We start from the raw sequence: 16910 nt of genomic DNA on the forward strand, positions 1-16910 counted from the left end.
TTATTACGTTTTTTGTGCTACCATTCCAATCCAAGGACTGTTTTCCTCGAATGGTTTTCCTTGCAGATCTGACCAATACTCCTTCACATTAAATCCACTTTCCTTCATCATAGAAATGGTGCGCTCTAATGAAAAATAGTGTTTCCAAAGGTTATGGGTTTTAACTTCCCCATTTTTTAAAATCAGGGTGTATTTATCCAGTCGAACCTTATCTTTTTTGTATTTAAAATGAGATTGCAACAACAAGTGTTCTTCTTCACTCCAGAATCCATCTTCTTCGCTAATGTACCACGATTGCTCTGGTTCTTCATTTTCGAAATAATGCTTTGTAAATACATCGAAAATTAAATAACCTCTGGGCTTTAATGCTTTCTTTACTTTTTGCAGAAGTAAAGTTCTGTCGGCATGAGATAACACGCATAAATCGCCATAAATAAGGGTAATTACATCGAATTCCTCTTTGTAATCCATTTCCATATAGTCTTGGCAGACGTATTTAATACGATATTTAAATTCTTCAGATTGTTCTTTGGCATAATCAATAGAACTTTGCGAGAAATCAATTCCTGTTACGGCATATCCTTGTCCGTAGAAATTTTCACAATATAAACCAGGTCCACAACCTAAATCCAGTAATTTACTGTCTTCCGGGAGTTTTAGGTATTCCGATAACCAAAGGACGGATTGAATTATGTCCTGGTATTTTCGAGACCCTTGGTCTGAGTCATCATCAAGATGAGCATTTAATAAATGCTCTGAAATGTATGGATCTTGCCAGAAATTTCCATCATCTTTAGCAAATAACTCCGGTTTCTTGGTAATGTTTTCAAGAAGGGATAAATCAAGCAATCCCTGTGAAGAAATTATAGTCATAGTGGTGTTAATAGTATATTACTGAATTTGTTGCAATTTTAGTCTTTTAATTCCTTAAATACTATTTTAATTAAAAGACAAATAAGCTAATTTAATCTTCAATGAGTTTATCATCATCATTACACCTAATAAAACTGATAAAACTCAAATCGGATCTTTTTTTTAATATTTTTATTCCAATAGTCTATTAGAGGATTTGAACTTATATGAAAGATAGTAATTAAGTTTAAGTATTGCTTGGTTTTTTTTGTGGTTATTTATTTTCATCCCAAATTTCATTTACCGCTAAAGTTCCTGCAACAACAGAAATTATGGCTGCGAAACTGGAAATAGACACACCACAAAAGGGAACAATAAGGCAAAGAGAAAAAATAAAACCATTGGCAATGACAATTCCTTTGTTTTCTCTCATAAACAGAATACTTTGTTTAATGCTCATTTTCTTTCGTTCAATTGCATAATCGAGAAAAGAAAATCCGTAGAAATATGCCGAAATGAAAAATAAAAATAATGCTGCAGCCCAACCAATAATTGGAATAAAGCTTAGAATAAACATGAGCACAGTTAATACGAGTTCGATAATTAAATTTCGAACTGCTATAAAAACGCCACGCATAATATCTTTTAGAAACTGTTTTACTTCAAACGGATAGTCATTTCCTGTTTTTATTTTTTCAGTTCGTTCCGATAAATAGGAGAATACAGGCGACATAAGAATGATGATGATATAACCTCCAGTGTAAGCGAATATAAGGAAAAACAGGATCTTAAACACCACCCAAATAAATCCGCCAATTGTAGCTTTTAAGAAACCAGAACCCCAGAAGTCAGCATTTTTTAAATCTAACCATCCTTCCAGGTAAGTTTGCGATTGTTGAGCCAAATCGCCAATATAATCCCACCCAACCCAAAATAAAATAACGTTGAGAAGAATTGGGAATAAGAAAAACCAAGCCAATCGTTTTCTAAATATATATTGAATGGCTTCGGTATAAACTCGCAATCCGAAGCTAAAATCTTTAAAGAATTTCATTGATATCGTTTTAAGTTAACGTGCGGGTTAACAAAAATAACATTTATAGATAAAATGAGAAGGATAAGTGTAAATGTTTAATTGTGTGCTTAGATACATGCTAGGAAAGCTTTCGGGACTCATCGCTTTTAATTACCTTTGGGTTTCTAAATAACCATTATTACATTTAATTTTTTTTGAAATGCAGAGTTTGACAGCAATTTCGCCGATTGATGGACGTTACCGTGATAAGGTAGACGTTCTGGGAGAGTATTTTTCGGAATATGCTTTGGTGCGATACAGAGTTTTAGTAGAAGTTGAATATTTTATCGCTTTATGCGAAATTCCTCTTCCTCAATTAAAAGATTTCGATAAAAATCTATTTGATGATTTACGCAGTTTGTACATCGATTTCTCAATTGAAGATGCGCAAAAGGTTAAAGAAATTGAAAGCGTAACAAATCACGATGTTAAGGCAGTTGAGTACTTTCTTAAGGAAAAATTTGATACTTTAAATCTTCAGAAATATAAAGAATTCATCCATTTTGGATTGACTTCTCAGGATATCAATAATACAGCAACTCCGTACTCTTTAAGAGATGCGGTACATGATGTTTACTATCCGCTTTTAGACGAATTAATCGATAAACTTGAAAGCTTAGCAAACGACTGGAAAGATATTTCTTTGCTTGCCCGTACTCACGGACAACCAGCTTCACCTACTCGTTTGGGTAAAGAAGTAATGGTTTATGTGTATCGTTTGAAGACACAGTTGGATCTTTTGAAATCGGTTCCCTGCTCTGCGAAGTTTGGAGGCGCTACTGGTAACTTTAATGCACACCACGTAGCTTATCCAAAAATTGATTGGAAAGCTTTCGGAAACAAATTTGTGAATGAGTATCTGAAATTGGAGCGTGAAGAATACACAACTCAAATTTCAAACTACGATAATATGGCTGCGATCTTTGATAATTTCAAACGCATCAATACTATCTTAATTGATATGAACCGTGATTTTTGGACTTATATTTCCATGAATTACTTCAAGCAAAGAATTAAAGAAGGAGAAGTTGGTTCGTCGGCTATGCCACATAAGGTGAACCCTATCGATTTCGAAAATTCAGAAGGTAACTTAGGATTAGCAAACGCAACTTTTGAGCACTTATCAGCAAAATTACCTATCTCTCGTTTACAACGCGATCTTACCGATTCAACTGTATTGAGAAATATAGGTGTTCCTTTTGCTCACTCAATTATTGCATTTAAATCTGTATTAAAAGGTTTAGATAAGTTGATTCTTTCTCCTGATGCTTTTAAAGCAGATTTAGAAGCTAACTGGGCTGTGGTTGCGGAAGCAATTCAGACAATTTTACGTAGAGAAGCTTATCCAAACCCATACGAGGCATTGAAAGCTTTAACCCGTACAAACACTTCAGTAACTAAAAGCAGCATTGCTGAGTTTATTGATACACTTGAGATAAGTGATAGTTTAAAGGCTGAATTAAAGGCGATTACTCCTTTGAATTATACCGGAATCTAAAATATTAAATCTTGTTAATACTTTGTAAATAGGCTGTAAGAGTTGTACTTTTACAGCCTAATTTTTTTGACCGCTTATTGATAATCGGTAAGCGTTTATATCACACATTAATTACTTGATGAAAGATTTTATTAAGATTTTGAAACGATTCTTGCCTCCTTATAAAGGAGATTTAATAATGAGTTTCGTTTATAACCTGTTAGCAGCAATCTTCGGAGTATTCTCTTTTGCGATGATGCAACCGGTTTTAGAAATCCTGTTTAGTATCGCAAAGCCAGTAGCAGAACTTGTGCCATGGGAATTTACACTAGATTCAATTAAGAGCAATTTTTACTATTATACATCTCAAGTAAAGTTAGATTATGGCGAAGATTCAGCTCTTATATTTGTTGGTGTTTTTCTAGTGATTGCCGTATTTCTAAAAGTAGGGTTTACATATCTTGGATCATATCATACTGTAGGTTTAAGAAATGGTGTAGTTCGTGATATGCGAAATATGATCTACGATAAGATCGTGAGTTTGCCTATTCCTTTTTTTACAGAAGAAAAGAAAGGTGATATTATTGCACGTTCTACGGGTGATGTTCAGGAGGTTGAGAACTCGGTGATGAATTCATTGGATATGTTCATCAAGAACCCGATTATAATTATTGTATCCTTGGCGGCAATGATTATCATGAGTCCTCAATTGACGCTTTTTAGTTTTATTCTTTTGCCTATTGCAGGCTTTATCATTGGACAAATAGGGAAAAGTCTGAAAAAAACATCTCGTTTGGGACAAAACAAAATGGGCGATCTTTTATCTACCATTGAAGAAACCCTTTCTGGGCTTCGTATCATAAAAGCCTTTACGGCTGAGGATAAAGTAACAGAAAAATTTTCCGCAGAAAATAACGATTACCGACGTATTATGAACAGTTTGATGCGGAGAAGGGTTTTAGCTCATCCTGTTAGTGAATTGCTAGGAACCATCGTTATTGTTATTGTATTATGGTATGGTGGGCGTTTAATCTTAAATGGAGAAGGAAATCTTAATGGAGCCAGTTTCATGGTTTACTTGGTGTTATTTTACTCGATAATAAATCCAGCAAAAGCATTTTCGAAAGCTTTCTTTAGTATTCAAAAGGGTTTGGCTGCTATGGAGCGTATCGATCAGATTTTAGGGGCTGAGTCTACAATCGTTGATAAACCAAATGCAAAACAAGTAAATCGTTTTGAAAATGCGATTGAATATAGAAATGTAAGTTTCTCGTACAATGGAGAGAAAAAAATTCTGAAAAATATAAATCTTGAGATTCCAAAGGGAAAAACTGTTGCCTTGGTTGGCCAATCGGGTTCAGGTAAAACCACTTTCGTAGATTTATTACCTAGATTCTATGATGTGAAAGAAGGTGGAATATTTGTTGATGGCGAGGATATTAGAGATTATAAAATGGCTGATTTGAGAAACTTGATGGGTAATGTAAATCAGGAGTCCATTCTGTTTAATGATACTATTTTCAACAATATTGCTTTTGGTGTAGAAAATGCCAGCTTGGAAGATGTTGAAGCAGCAGCTAAAATTGCTAATGCTCATGATTTTATTACCGCAACAGAAGATGGGTATTATACCAATATTGGAGACCGTGGAGGCAAGCTTTCCGGTGGTCAGCGTCAGAGGTTGAGTATTGCAAGAGCGGTTCTTAAAAACCCTCCAATTATGATTTTGGATGAAGCAACTTCGGCTTTGGATACTGAATCGGAGCGTTTGGTGCAGGATGCTTTGGATAAGCTGATGCAGAACCGTACTTCGGTTGTTATTGCTCACCGCTTATCTACAGTTAAAAATGCCGATTTAATTTGTGTTTTCCACGAAGGTGAAATTGTTGAAAGAGGACAGCACGATGAGTTGATTCAAAAAGGTGGCGCTTATAAAAAATTGTATGACATGCAGCTACTGTAGGTGTTTTTTAGATGATATAGTAAGAAAGATGAATCAATTAATTGGTTTATCTTTTTTTTGTCACTTTTTTTTTATTAATTACGTAGTAAATAGATGATAGTGTACACTAAGTTTTTTTAAATTTAAAAGTCATGTCGAAAACTATTAGATCAATTCATCCACAGAAAGAAAAGAAGAAAAGATTTCATCCGGAAAAATCTAAAAATGAAATTCCAAATTATAAATTGAGAGATGGAATTGTGGAGATGGATGCAAATGAAAAGTATTATTTAAAGGATAGTTTATAAAAACAAGAAAAAAGCGATCATAAATGGTCGCTTTTTTTTATATAAAAAAACCTTCCTGTTTATTTAGGAAGGTTTTTGCACGGGTGGAGAGACTCGAACTCCCGACACCTGGTTTTGGAGACCAGTGCTCTGCCAACTGAGCTACACCCGTCTGTAATTAGTCTTTTCAAACTTGTTCCGCCGAAAAGCCTGCGACAAAAGTAGAATTTTTTTTTTGATGTGCAAGTCCTTTTTTTTGTCTTGATTTTATTTCATGAAATTTAATTTTCGTCAGATTTTGCAGGGGTTTCAGAATGAGCGGATTGCTGTTGTGTCGGAGTTTTTTATTGAGTGAAAATTATTTTATAATATTCATTAAAATGTGGTACATTAATAGTTGAAGTTATCATACGAAAATTTAGCTATTATGAAGAACATAAAAAAAGAATACTCAAATGGAGTTGTTACAGTAGTGTACGAACCAGATTTATGTATTCACTCTGAAGTTTGCTTTAAAGGCTTACCTGATGTGTTTCAGCCTGGAACACAACCTTGGGTTAAAGCGGAAGGAGCTACCACTGAAGAGATCATTAGACAAGTGCAAAAATGCCCATCAAGAGCATTGTCTTTTTATATGAATGGTCCTGTAGATGATAGTGAGAAGGGCCCAGCAAAAGCGATCGAGACTGGACATAAAGTAGAAGTTTTTAAAGATGGTCCCATTATGATGGAAGGCCCAATAACTCTTATCGGTTCTGATGGTCGCAGGGAAGTTGTTGAAAATTCATGTTATTTTTGTCGGTGTGGTGCCTCTAAAAACAAACCATTTTGCGATGGTTCCCACAAAGACATTGGATTTAAAGAATAAAAAAAGAGCACCATTGGTGCTCTTTAAGTGTTATTAAAAATTAACGGTAGTTGTAGTTCTGCTTATGGAGTATACTGCGAAAAAGCCAACTGCGTTATTCGAAATATTTGTTATGATATTCCCTGGAGTGCCTGAAAACATGGATTGACCTTCATCCATTTCCTGTAACTGGCTTACAAAATCATAATAATCCTTTGTTATCGCGTAGGTTTCTAAAGTTATTTTATCGAGATTGTTAAGTCTTTCATCAGGTTTCGATTGATTAAACTCTCCTACATCTACTCCTTTGGTTAGTACTCCATTAAAATAGGTATCTTTTTGAACCAAGAGTTCAGTGATCGTATCATGAACCAATACATCATTAATCTGACTTGCAAATCCGTAATAATCCTCAGTCTCAATATTGTCTTTCATGTAAAGAGATAGCAACCAAAATTCACCTTTATCCTCCTCGTCACCACGTGTTTCATGATCTGGATCGAAATGTAGCTTTACCGAATCAACAGCATAAGGCGGCTTCATTGTAGAACTCGCTAAATAGTCTTCAATGGTCCCATCTTTATCGATATCAACATTACCAATCGACAAGGAATAAGTTTTCCCCTCTTGCCCAGCAAACTCAACATTACTTTCGTAATAACCTGGTTCCCTTTCGGTATATTCATAAATGTTGCTGCCATCATTTACGGTTATGGTCGCATTGCTGACTGCAATAGCTTCTTCGGAATAAAACACATCGCTCGATTCTTTCAATTTTACAAAGTGTTTCTTTAAATCTGACGTAACTTTCGCTTCAACAGACAAGCGTGTTTCTCCATCATCTAACTTCACATCTATTTCTTCAGTACAGGCTGCTACAGATATTAAAATGCTTATATATAATATGTATTTCATTGTATTAATAATTAGAATTTAAAGTTATAGGTTACTGAAGGAACAAAGGTAAACAGATAGGTTTTCTCGGCTTTCATTACATTAGGATTATCTTCATCTTGTACAAAACTTATATACCATGGATTTTTTCGTCCGTAAGCATTGTATAAAGAAAAATTCCATTCACCTTCCCATTTTTGATTGGGTTTCTTTTTCCCTTTTACGGTTAAAGCTAAATCCAAACGATGGTTATCTGGCAATCTATAAGAGTTTCTTTCTGAATAGACTTTAATAAATGCTCCTTGATATTCCGTTCTTCCCACAGGATAAGTTACTGGTGCCCCTGTTGAGTATTTAAAGTTAGCTGAAATGGTTGTTCGTTTCGTTAATTGATAGCTTAAGATAGCTTTAAAGTCGTGAGGAACATCGTAAGGAGAACGATACGAGTTTCCATTGTTGATTCCTTTTATTGTTCTTTTTGTTCGAGACCAGGTATAACCAAACCATCCTTGTAGGCGGTTAAAATTCAAGTTTGTCATGAATTCAAACCCATAAGCTTTAGCAGATCCAAATCTCAATTCAGCTTCCAGCTCCTTATTTAGCAATAAATCAGCAAAATCCTTAAAATCGATAGTGTTTTGCAATTTTTTATAATAGCCTTCCAAAGACATTTCAATGATATTATCGCTAAAGTTCCGGAAATAGCCTAGAGCAAACTGATCTGATTTTTGTGGTTTCACATTAGGAGAGGATGGAAACCAAACATCCAAAGGCATACCTCCTGTTGAATTTTGTGTGAGTTGCATGTATTGAGCTGTTCTTGTATAACTAGCTTTCACAGATGAAACCGGACTCAGCGTATATTTTAAGCCAAGTCGAGGTTCAAAATTTGTATAGGTATTAAAAACATCCCCTTTTTTATAAGTTGTTGAACCATCAATATTATAATTATCATCGATATTATATACGGTTCCTTCACCAACATTATTGAACATTGAAAAACGCAGGCCGTATTTAAGCGTTAAACGATCACCAATCTTTTGCTCGTTAGAAGCGTATAGTCCAGATTCTAAAGCATTAGATTCGTTAACTTTATAATCAGTAAAAAGAGATTGCTCTCCCAATCCATACGCATGTCCTGGTTCAAATTGATGGTAGGTTACGATTCCCCCAAATTTTATCGTATTGTTCAAATTTAAAAAGTAATTGAAATCTAGTTTGGTTGAATAATCTTCTAGGTTCGATTCCCATTTAAAAGCATCTGTACCCAATTTGTTTGAGAGTTCATAATAGTACTTACTATACAGTAGTGTGGTATTTAAGAACAGCTTATTTGAAAATAAGTGATTCCATCGTATGGTTGCTGTCTGGTTACCAAAATTCAGTCCATTGTCCTTGCTTTCAAACTTATCCTTTCCCGTATAGCTTGATATAAAAAGTCTGTTTTTGTCATTAAAGCGGTGATTGATTTTTGCATTTACATCATAGAAATAAACCGTATTGTCATTAACATCTTCATTTGATGAAAGTTTTAAGAACAGGTCTGCATAGCTTCTTCTTCCTGATAAAAGAAAGGAGGTTTTCTCATTTTTTCCAATAGGACCTTCTAGCGTTAAGCGAGACGAAACGGTACCAATACCACCATTCCCAGAGAACTTCTTAGTATTTCCATTTTTCATGCGGATATCTAACAAAGAAGACAACCTTCCCCCAACACTAGCAGGAATGTCACCTTTATAGAGTTTTAGATCGCTCAAAGCATCTCCATTAAAAATTGAAAAGAAACCTAAAAGGTGAGCCGCATTATATACAGGGGCTTCATCTAACAGCAATAAATTCTGGTCTGGGTTTCCACCACGCACGCTAAAACCTGTTGAACCTTCAGAGGCAGGTTTAACTCCTGGTAGCATTTGAACGGTTTTAATTAAATCGATTTCTCCCATTAAGGCAGGAAGTCTTTTTATGGTAGAAATGGGTAGCTTTATTACACTCATCTCAGCTCGCTCTACATTTTGGCTTCCTCCATCGGCTCTTACAATTACTTCTTTTATTTGTAAGTTATCTGGTCCTAATTCAATGTTTGTATTTTGATCTTCAGTTATTTCAGCGACTTTAGTTTGGGTTTTTGTTCCCATAAATGAATAACTCACGGTATAATAACCCGATGGAATGCTTAAAGAGTAAAACCCATATGAATTAGCAACGGTGCCTTGTTTCAATTCAGTAATATAGCAAGAGGCACCAATTAAGTCTTCTCCTGTTTTTTTATCACGAATATATCCACTTATGGTGACTGTTTTTTTTGGAATAAGCTTAAAAGAGATCTGTTTTCCAATTATCCTGTATTTTACTTGTAACTGAAGAGAAATTTTGTCTAACAGCAGATCCAGTGCATATTCTTTTTTACCAAGATGAATCAATTTTTGACTTAATTCACTATCTGTTGGGTACGTGTAATTGTATCCGGATTGTGACTTAATCAGATTCATTAATTCATTAAACGTGTAGGAGCTATTTTCTGTTTTTATAATGCTGCTTATTCTATTTTGCGACAATAGAGTTGTATTCCCAAGCAGCATAAACATGCAACTAAGGGTAAGAATGATGTGCTTCATTTGATAATTTACTTTAGTAGAATGATGTTTCCTTTTTGTTCAAACTCGAGATTAAGCGTGAAGCAAATAGATTCGATTATGCTTTTGATATTCTGATTCTCAAATACAGCTGTAAGCGAAAGTTGAGATTTGTTTTCACTTTGAATCTGAATTGGAGTATTGAAAAGCTCACTTAAATCTTTACAAATAATTTCTAATTTCTCATTTTGATATTCTAATAGTTTTACCGAAAAATCAATTTTTTCAGACTCCGTATCTCCTTTTAGAACTGCTTTTTGATTGTTTACAAATAGCGCCAAATCGCCTTTTTGTAATCTAATTTTATTCTTTGGATTTCCTAGTTGCATAAATTCTACAATTCCGGTTCGAACCTTTATCATCGTTCTGTCGGCTTCTTCTATTATTCGGAAAGAGGTGCCAACAACTTTGGTTTGGGTTTGTCCGGATAAAATAACAAAAGGTTTTTCCTCGTTTTTAGTCACATTAAAAAAAGCCTCTCCCTTTAGTTTTACTAGTCTTTCATTATCCGCAAATTCATTAGGATATTCAATCGAAGAACCTATTGCAAGAAGAATGGATGTTCCATCGGGAAGTATCATGGTTTTCTCTGTTTGCTCTGTATTCAGAACAATTCTGTTTGAATTTCCAGGAGTAATAAAAAAATACCCGAATAAACTTGTTGTTACGAGAGCTGCTATAAAAGCTGCATATCGAAGGGTTTTTCTTATGTATTGTGATTTTTTGTTAGATTTTTTCGCCAATAGACTTTGAAATCCTTCTGTCGAATCGAAATTGATTTTCGCAGGCTTGAGTTCTTTCGCTTCCCAATAAACCTTTAGTTCGTTCAGATACTTTCGATTATTAGGCTCATTTTTTAGCCATTGTTCCAGCTTTTGTTTTGTTTCTTCGTCACATTTTCCATTTAAATAGTCGGTTAATACTTCGGTGTTTACCTTCATTGTGCATAATATTATTGGTGTTCGAAACAAAAAAATGCAATTTTTAGTTCTTGGAGTTATCACAAAATATAAAACGTTTTGTTTGGACTCTACAGGTAAGACGAGGATTATTATTTTACCCCTAGTTGGAAAGTGGTTTTTTTTTATTTTTTTTCGAGAAAGAAAAAACAGATCAGTAAATCAGATTTACTTAATTGAGTTCTTAATTTCTTAATCGCTGAATTCATGTGACTTTCAATAGTCTTTTTCGAAATATCCAATTCATCTGATATTTCATCATATGATAATTGAAAATCTCTACGAAGTAAGAAAACCTCTTTGCATTTAGGAGGAAGAGAATTAACTGCTCTTCCAATCTTTTGGTTCAGTGCCTCCAGATTTTTTTCCCGATTTAATTCGTAAGGGGAGTCAATGGGATCTTCAATTTCTTCAATTGGAATAATAGACTGTTTGTAACTTTTTTTCATCTGGTCTAAGCAGGAGTTCTTAACGGCTCTATATAAATAAGACGATATGGAAGTGGTAATATCAGGTGATTTGTCCCAAATTTTCAGAAAAATATCTTGTACGAGATCTTGACATAAATCTTGGTCAGGTATAAAGGAGTATGCAAAATTACACAGGGGAGAATAAAACTCTTTGAATGTTATTTCAAAATCAATATTCGTTTTGGTTTTAGAAAGTACAAGCATGATATCTCCGATTTATAAATCAAAAATAGAAAAATAATCTTGAATTAAAGATTAATGTTGTTTAGTTAATGCATATCCAAGGATGGAATGACTAGGGAAGGGAAAAAAGAAAACCCTCTGCATTAGCAGAGGGTTGTTGTTTTTATTTGTTGGCTTTAACTTCTTTGTATTTTAATATTTGAGTTCGCAATGCTTCAGAAACCAAGTCGGCAGCTTCTTCAAACGAAGTACTTTTCTTTTTTGCAAAAAGCTCACTTCCAGGAACTTTAATTTTTACTTCAACAACTTTATTATCTTTTGTACTTGATTTGTCTAAATTTAATATTACATCGTAACCAGTAATTGTACTCTCCAGTTTTTCCAGTTTTTTAAATTTTTGGTTAATAAAAGCTTCTAATTTACTGTCTGCCTTAAACCCTATGGATTGCATCTTCATGTTCATCACAATTCCTCCTATATTTTGTATGCAAATTACTGCATAAGTTAATATTCTGATAAATAAAAACCGGTTATTCTTATTCGCGCGTTATTGACTTGCAAAGCCATAAATGATTAATCTTTCTAGATTGAAAATACGCAAAAAATCTAAGGAAAAGAAATGGGAAGGTTGAATTTAAATGTCTTTAACAGTTTTTATTTTCCAATGGCTTAAGGATAAGACGTATAATTTTTATTGAAAATTGAACTTTTAGAAATCTATTGTTTTAGTTTATCTCGTGTAGTTAAACTTTTAATAAAAAAGGCGAAAAACAGTTTTGTTTTCCGCCTTTTGAAATTAACTAATCTAACTAACCTATAATAGAAAAACTAATTTGTTGGACTTCCTGTGAATTCCCTCCAACATAAATGTAATATTCTCCTGATTCTATTAAGAATTCTCCTTCCGGAGAGTAGTATCCAAAATCTTTAGCTTTTAATGTGAATGAAATATTTTTGCTTTCACCTGATTGTAAATTGACTTTTTTGAATCGTTTTAGTTCTTTTACCGGACGGGCATATTTGGCTTTCGGATCTTGAATGTATAGCTGAATAATTTCTTCTCCTTCGTACTTTCCCGAATTTGTGAGAGAAAGATTTACTTCTATTGATTCATTTTTGGTGATAGTTGTTTTGCTGCATGTAAGTTCCCCATATTCAAAGTCAGTGTAGCTTAAACCATAACCGAAAGGATATAAAGGTGTGTTTGGAGAATCCGTATAGTGAGACCAAAACACATTACCTCCGGCACTAGGTCTTCCAGTGTTCATGTGATTGTAATATATAGGACACTGACCCACATTTCGTGGGAACGATATGGTTAATTTACCAGATGGATTGTAATCTCCGAAAAGAACATCGGCTATTGCATTACCTGCCTCTGATCCTGCAAACCAGGTTTCCAAAATGGCATCAGCATCTTTTGCCAATTCAGGAATTGCTAATGGTCTGCCATTCATCAACACAACAATAATGTTCTTATTTACTTTTTTGATTGCATTGAACAGGTCCAACTGTAGACCTTTAAGGCGAATGTCAGTTTGACTTCTTGCCTCGCCAGATTGCCAGCAGTCTTCTCCAATTGCCATAATTACTACTTCTGATTTCTGCGCAGCTTTTATTGCATCAGAAAACCCTGACTTGTCATTTTCTTCGTAGCTGAGTTTCGTTCTAAAACCACGATCTCCAAGCGTTAAGTTGCAACCTTTGCTGTAATTAATAATTGTTTTTGGAGATACCGTTGCTTGAATACCTTCCAGTAAAGAAACTGCTGAGTTTTTTACAGCTTTGGCTCTCCAACTTCCCAAAGGAATATCTTTATCGGCAGCCAAAGGTCCAATTACTGCAATTGACTTGATTTGTTTGGACAGAGGAAGTAATTGCTTCTCATTTTTTAAAAGTACCATTGATCGTTTGGCGACTGTTCTGGATGCATCTCTGTTTTCCTTACTATATATCAGTTCTTTCTCACGTTCCTTATTTGAATATTTATAAGGATCTTCAAAAAGACCAAGCTTGTATTTGATTTTTAGAATTCGGAGAACAGCATCATCAATCAATTTCTCATCAACGTTCCCTTCTTCTGCCAGTTCAGCTAAATGGTTGATATAAGCATTGGATTCCATATCCATATCCGAGCCAGCTTTAATTGCAAGTAGAGCTGCTTCTTTTAGATCCTCAGCTGCACCATGAGTGGATATTTCAACAATACTAGCCCAGTCGGAAACAACAAATCCTTCAAAGTTCCATTGTCCTTTTAATAGTTCACGTTGTAAATACGGATTTGCAGTAGAGGGAGTTCCATTGATGATATTAAATGAGTTCATAAATGTACTAACGCCTGCTTCTGCAACTGCTTTAAAAGGTGGCAAAACGATATTGTGTAGTGTGTATGTTCCAATGTCAACTGTATTATAGTCTCTTCCAGATTCTGAAAAAGCATAGCCGGCAAAGTGTTTGGCACAAGCGGCAATGGTGTTGTTTTCAGATAAATTTTCACCTTGGAATCCTTTTACTCGAGCTACAGATAAAACACTTGCCAAATAAGGATCTTCGCCACAGCCTTCCATTACTCTTCCCCATCGGGCATCTCTACCCACATCCATCATTGGCGCAAATGTCCATTGTAATCCGGCAGCCGAAGCTTCTTTGGCGGCTACTTGTGCCGATAATTTCACGATCTCTGGATCCCAGGATGAGGCATCACCCAATGGAATTGGGAACATGGTTTTGTATCCGTGAATAACATCGTAGCCAAAAATCATTGGTATGCCTAAACGGCTGTTCTCAACCGCTAGTTTTTGAGCCTCACGAGTTGCATCTGCACCTGTTACATTTAGCATAGAGCCAACTTTTCCTTGTTTAATTTCCTCCAACTGGTCTTGTGAATCATTATTTTTAGGAGCAGGACCAGTCATTTCCCATCTGCTTGTACGCTGATTTAATTGACCGATTTTTTCCTCCAAAGTCATTTTCGAGAGGAGATCTTCAACAAAGACATCTTCTTTCGAAGTCGTATTTTCTTTTTGATTACATGACGAAAGCAGGAGTAGAGAGAGTATTATGAGGTTCATTTTTGTTATCATTCTTACATCAATTTATGTGTTGTGTTTTATCTATTTCACTTCAATTAAGAGTGTTTCTTTTATTTCTTTTGAGGATACACCTATCAGTAGTTTAAATTGTCCTTCTTCAAGTTTCCAATCCATAATTGAATCATCAAAAAAAGCGAGATCTTTTGCTGGTATTTGCAGGCTGACTGTTGTTTCTTCACCAGCATTCAAGAGTACCTTTTTGAATGCTTTTAGTTCTTTAAAAGGTCTTAAAACAGATGATTGAACATCGTTTACATATATTTGTATTACTTCAGCCCCTTTTTCTTTTCCGGTGTTTTCTATTTCACAAGAGACTGTTATGATGTCATCTTTTTTATAGGAAGTTTTATCTGATTCTGCTTTTGAAATCATGAAAGATGTATAGGATAAACCATATCCAAAGGCATACAATGGCTTGATGTTTTTTGTATCGTGCCAGCGGTAACCCACTAATATATCTTCTTTATATTCTTGATTGGTACCATCGCCAGGGTAGGAGAGTTCATCGAAAGAATGAGCCGCATTGTCCTCTAATTTCACAGGAAATGAAAATGGTAATTTCCCCGAAGGATTTACATCTCCCGAAAGAATATCCGCTATGGCACGTCCGGCTTCACTACCTAAATACCAGGTTTGCACAATTCCTTTAACTTGATCCACCCATGGTATTTCAACAGCATTTCCGCTTACCAGTATCACTGCCGTATTTTTGTTGATTTTCACTATTTCGGATATCAAATCATCCTGACCAAATGGCAATGAAAAATGTTTACGGTCATCTCCCTCGCAATCTTGGTGATGGTTTTTATTCAAGCCACCTAGAAAAAGAACGATATCTGCTTTTGAGGCTATTTCCAGTGCTGCGTTTTTTAAAGAATCAGCATTCAATTTTGAATCGATAACTCTACCATAGGCTGATGGCCCTGAAGAATATCCCATTGCGTGAATAATTTTCGCATTTTTGAATCGTTTCTGAATCCCTTCTAATGGAGAAATTTCATGAATAGTTTTTAATTCAGAAGATCCGCCACCTTTAGTCATCATTTTAGTAGCATTTTCTCCAATTACTGCTATGGTTTGTACTTTTTCAGGATCAATCGGGAAGAATTTATTTTTATTTTTAAGCAAAACGATACCTTCCTGCGCGATTTTACGAGCCACATCGAAATGTTCCTGACTATTCATGCTTCCTAAAGGACGGGAAGTGTCCATATTTGTTCTGAACATCAGACGTAGAATTCGCTCTACTTTCTCATCAATAACAGATTCCTCAATTTCGCCCGATTGAATCATTTTAAGCAATGGATTCGCCATAAAATAGTTGTCGTAGGCATTTTTTAATGAGCTGGTCAATCCATCAGTTCCTGTTCCCATTTCGATATCCAATCCATTTAAAGCAGCTTCTTTTGTATCGTGAGTTGCTCCCCAATCGGTAACCAGAACACCATCAAATTTCCAATCTCCTTTTAGGATTTTATTCACCAAGAAATCGTTATGACAGCAATATTGACCTCTTACCTGATTGTAGGCACCCATAATTGACCATACTTTTCCTTCCTGAACTGCAGCCTTAAATGCAGGTAGGTAAATTTCGTGTAAAGCTCTATCACTCAATTCAACATTGATGTGATCACGCCAGTGTTCCTGATTGTTAAGCACGTAATGTTTCACACAAGCAGCAACTCCATTTTCTTGCACTCCATGGATGTACGGAACAACCATTTTTGATGCCAAGTAAGGATCTTCTCCCATGTATTCAAAATTTCTTCCGTTAAGGGGAGTTCTATAAATGTTAACTCCAGGCCCTAACAAAATATCTTTCTTGCGATATCGGGCTTCTTCTCCAATTGCTTTGCCGTATTTGTAGGACAATTTTGGGTTAAAAGTTGCCGCCAAACAGGTTAATGCAGGAAAGGCTGTACAAGAATCATTAGTCCAACCGGCATGTTCCCAATTATCCCAAGCAATTTCTGCACGCACACCATGTGGGCCATCCGACATCCAAATTTCAGGAATGCCCAAACGAGCAACGCCTTTTGAACTAAACTTTGATTGTGCGTGACACATATCAAGTTTTTCTTTTAGAGTTAACTGCTTTATAATTTCTTCAATTTTATTATCCATCGAATTGTTTTGGGCTAAAAGTTGATTGGTACTTACCAGTGTCAACAGAAATATCACAAATAATAATTTCTTCAT

Annotated in this window: 13 protein-coding genes and 1 tRNA gene; 4 read left to right on the top strand and 10 right to left on the bottom strand. The window is 35.1% G+C overall.

Annotated elements, in window-relative coordinates; translation table 11 throughout:
- Positions 1 to 3: 3 nt before the first annotated feature.
- Complete coding sequence (locus tag ALGA_RS13865) at positions 4 to 873, bottom strand: class I SAM-dependent methyltransferase (RefSeq protein WP_096429979.1); 870 nt, start codon at positions 871 to 873, stop codon at positions 4 to 6.
- A 253-nt stretch (positions 874 to 1126) separates the two neighbouring features.
- Positions 1127 to 1906, bottom strand: a complete 780-nt coding sequence (locus ALGA_RS13870; protein ID WP_096429981.1) for an EI24 domain-containing protein — start codon at positions 1904 to 1906, stop codon at positions 1127 to 1129.
- Positions 1907 to 2087: 181 nt separating this feature from the next.
- Here ALGA_RS13870 and purB point away from each other — a divergent pair, with 181 nt between their 5' ends.
- From purB to ALGA_RS22990, 3 genes are all read left to right on the top strand, one after another.
- The gene (purB, locus tag ALGA_RS13875) at positions 2088 to 3425 is read left to right on the top strand and encodes an adenylosuccinate lyase (protein WP_096429983.1); all 1338 of its coding nucleotides are present in this window, start codon (positions 2088 to 2090) and stop codon (positions 3423 to 3425) included.
- Between the two features lie 118 nt (positions 3426 to 3543).
- On the top strand, positions 3544 to 5367 hold the full coding sequence (locus ALGA_RS13880) for an ABC transporter ATP-binding protein (RefSeq protein WP_096429985.1): 1824 nt from the start codon (positions 3544 to 3546) through the stop codon (positions 5365 to 5367).
- A gap of 131 nt (positions 5368 to 5498) precedes the next feature.
- Complete coding sequence (locus tag ALGA_RS22990; protein ID WP_153244853.1) at positions 5499 to 5654, top strand: hypothetical protein; 156 nt, start codon at positions 5499 to 5501, stop codon at positions 5652 to 5654.
- Between the two features lie 78 nt (positions 5655 to 5732).
- Here ALGA_RS22990 and ALGA_RS13885 read toward each other — a convergent pair.
- Positions 5733 to 5805: transfer RNA gene (locus ALGA_RS13885), tRNA-Trp, on the bottom strand.
- A 255-nt stretch (positions 5806 to 6060) separates the two neighbouring features.
- Between ALGA_RS13885 and ALGA_RS13890 the strand changes: the two genes are divergently transcribed.
- A complete protein-coding gene (locus tag ALGA_RS13890; RefSeq protein WP_096429987.1) occupies positions 6061 to 6501 on the top strand; it encodes a (4Fe-4S)-binding protein in 441 nt (146 codons plus the stop codon).
- A gap of 33 nt (positions 6502 to 6534) precedes the next feature.
- Here the strand turns inward: ALGA_RS13890 and ALGA_RS13895 are convergent, their stop codons facing one another.
- From ALGA_RS13895 to ALGA_RS13925, 7 genes are all read right to left on the bottom strand, one after another.
- The gene (locus tag ALGA_RS13895; protein WP_096429989.1) at positions 6535 to 7395 is read right to left on the bottom strand and encodes a DUF4249 domain-containing protein; all 861 of its coding nucleotides are present in this window, start codon (positions 7393 to 7395) and stop codon (positions 6535 to 6537) included.
- An 11-nt stretch (positions 7396 to 7406) separates the two neighbouring features.
- Complete coding sequence (locus ALGA_RS13900) at positions 7407 to 9989, bottom strand: TonB-dependent receptor (RefSeq protein ID WP_096429991.1); 2583 nt, start codon at positions 9987 to 9989, stop codon at positions 7407 to 7409.
- Positions 9990 to 9997: 8 nt separating this feature from the next.
- Positions 9998 to 10948, bottom strand: coding sequence for a FecR family protein (locus ALGA_RS13905; RefSeq protein WP_096429993.1), 951 nt, complete (start codon positions 10946 to 10948; stop codon positions 9998 to 10000).
- 143 nt (positions 10949 to 11091) lie between these two features.
- A complete protein-coding gene (locus ALGA_RS13910; protein WP_096429995.1) occupies positions 11092 to 11640 on the bottom strand; it encodes an RNA polymerase sigma-70 factor in 549 nt (182 codons plus the stop codon).
- A gap of 142 nt (positions 11641 to 11782) precedes the next feature.
- The gene (gene hpf / locus ALGA_RS13915; RefSeq protein WP_096429997.1) at positions 11783 to 12082 is read right to left on the bottom strand and encodes a ribosome hibernation-promoting factor, HPF/YfiA family; all 300 of its coding nucleotides are present in this window, start codon (positions 12080 to 12082) and stop codon (positions 11783 to 11785) included.
- Positions 12083 to 12428: 346 nt separating this feature from the next.
- Complete coding sequence (gene bglX / locus ALGA_RS13920; RefSeq protein ID WP_197705560.1) at positions 12429 to 14702, bottom strand: beta-glucosidase BglX; 2274 nt, start codon at positions 14700 to 14702, stop codon at positions 12429 to 12431.
- A gap of 30 nt (positions 14703 to 14732) precedes the next feature.
- Positions 14733 to 16910 (bottom strand): beta-glucosidase, encoded by a 2178-nt coding sequence (locus ALGA_RS13925; protein WP_096429999.1) that lies wholly within the window; start codon positions 16908 to 16910, stop codon positions 14733 to 14735.

It is taken from the genome of Labilibaculum antarcticum, from assembly GCF_002356295.1.
GTDB lineage: Bacteria > Bacteroidota > Bacteroidia > Bacteroidales > Marinifilaceae > Labilibaculum > Labilibaculum antarcticum.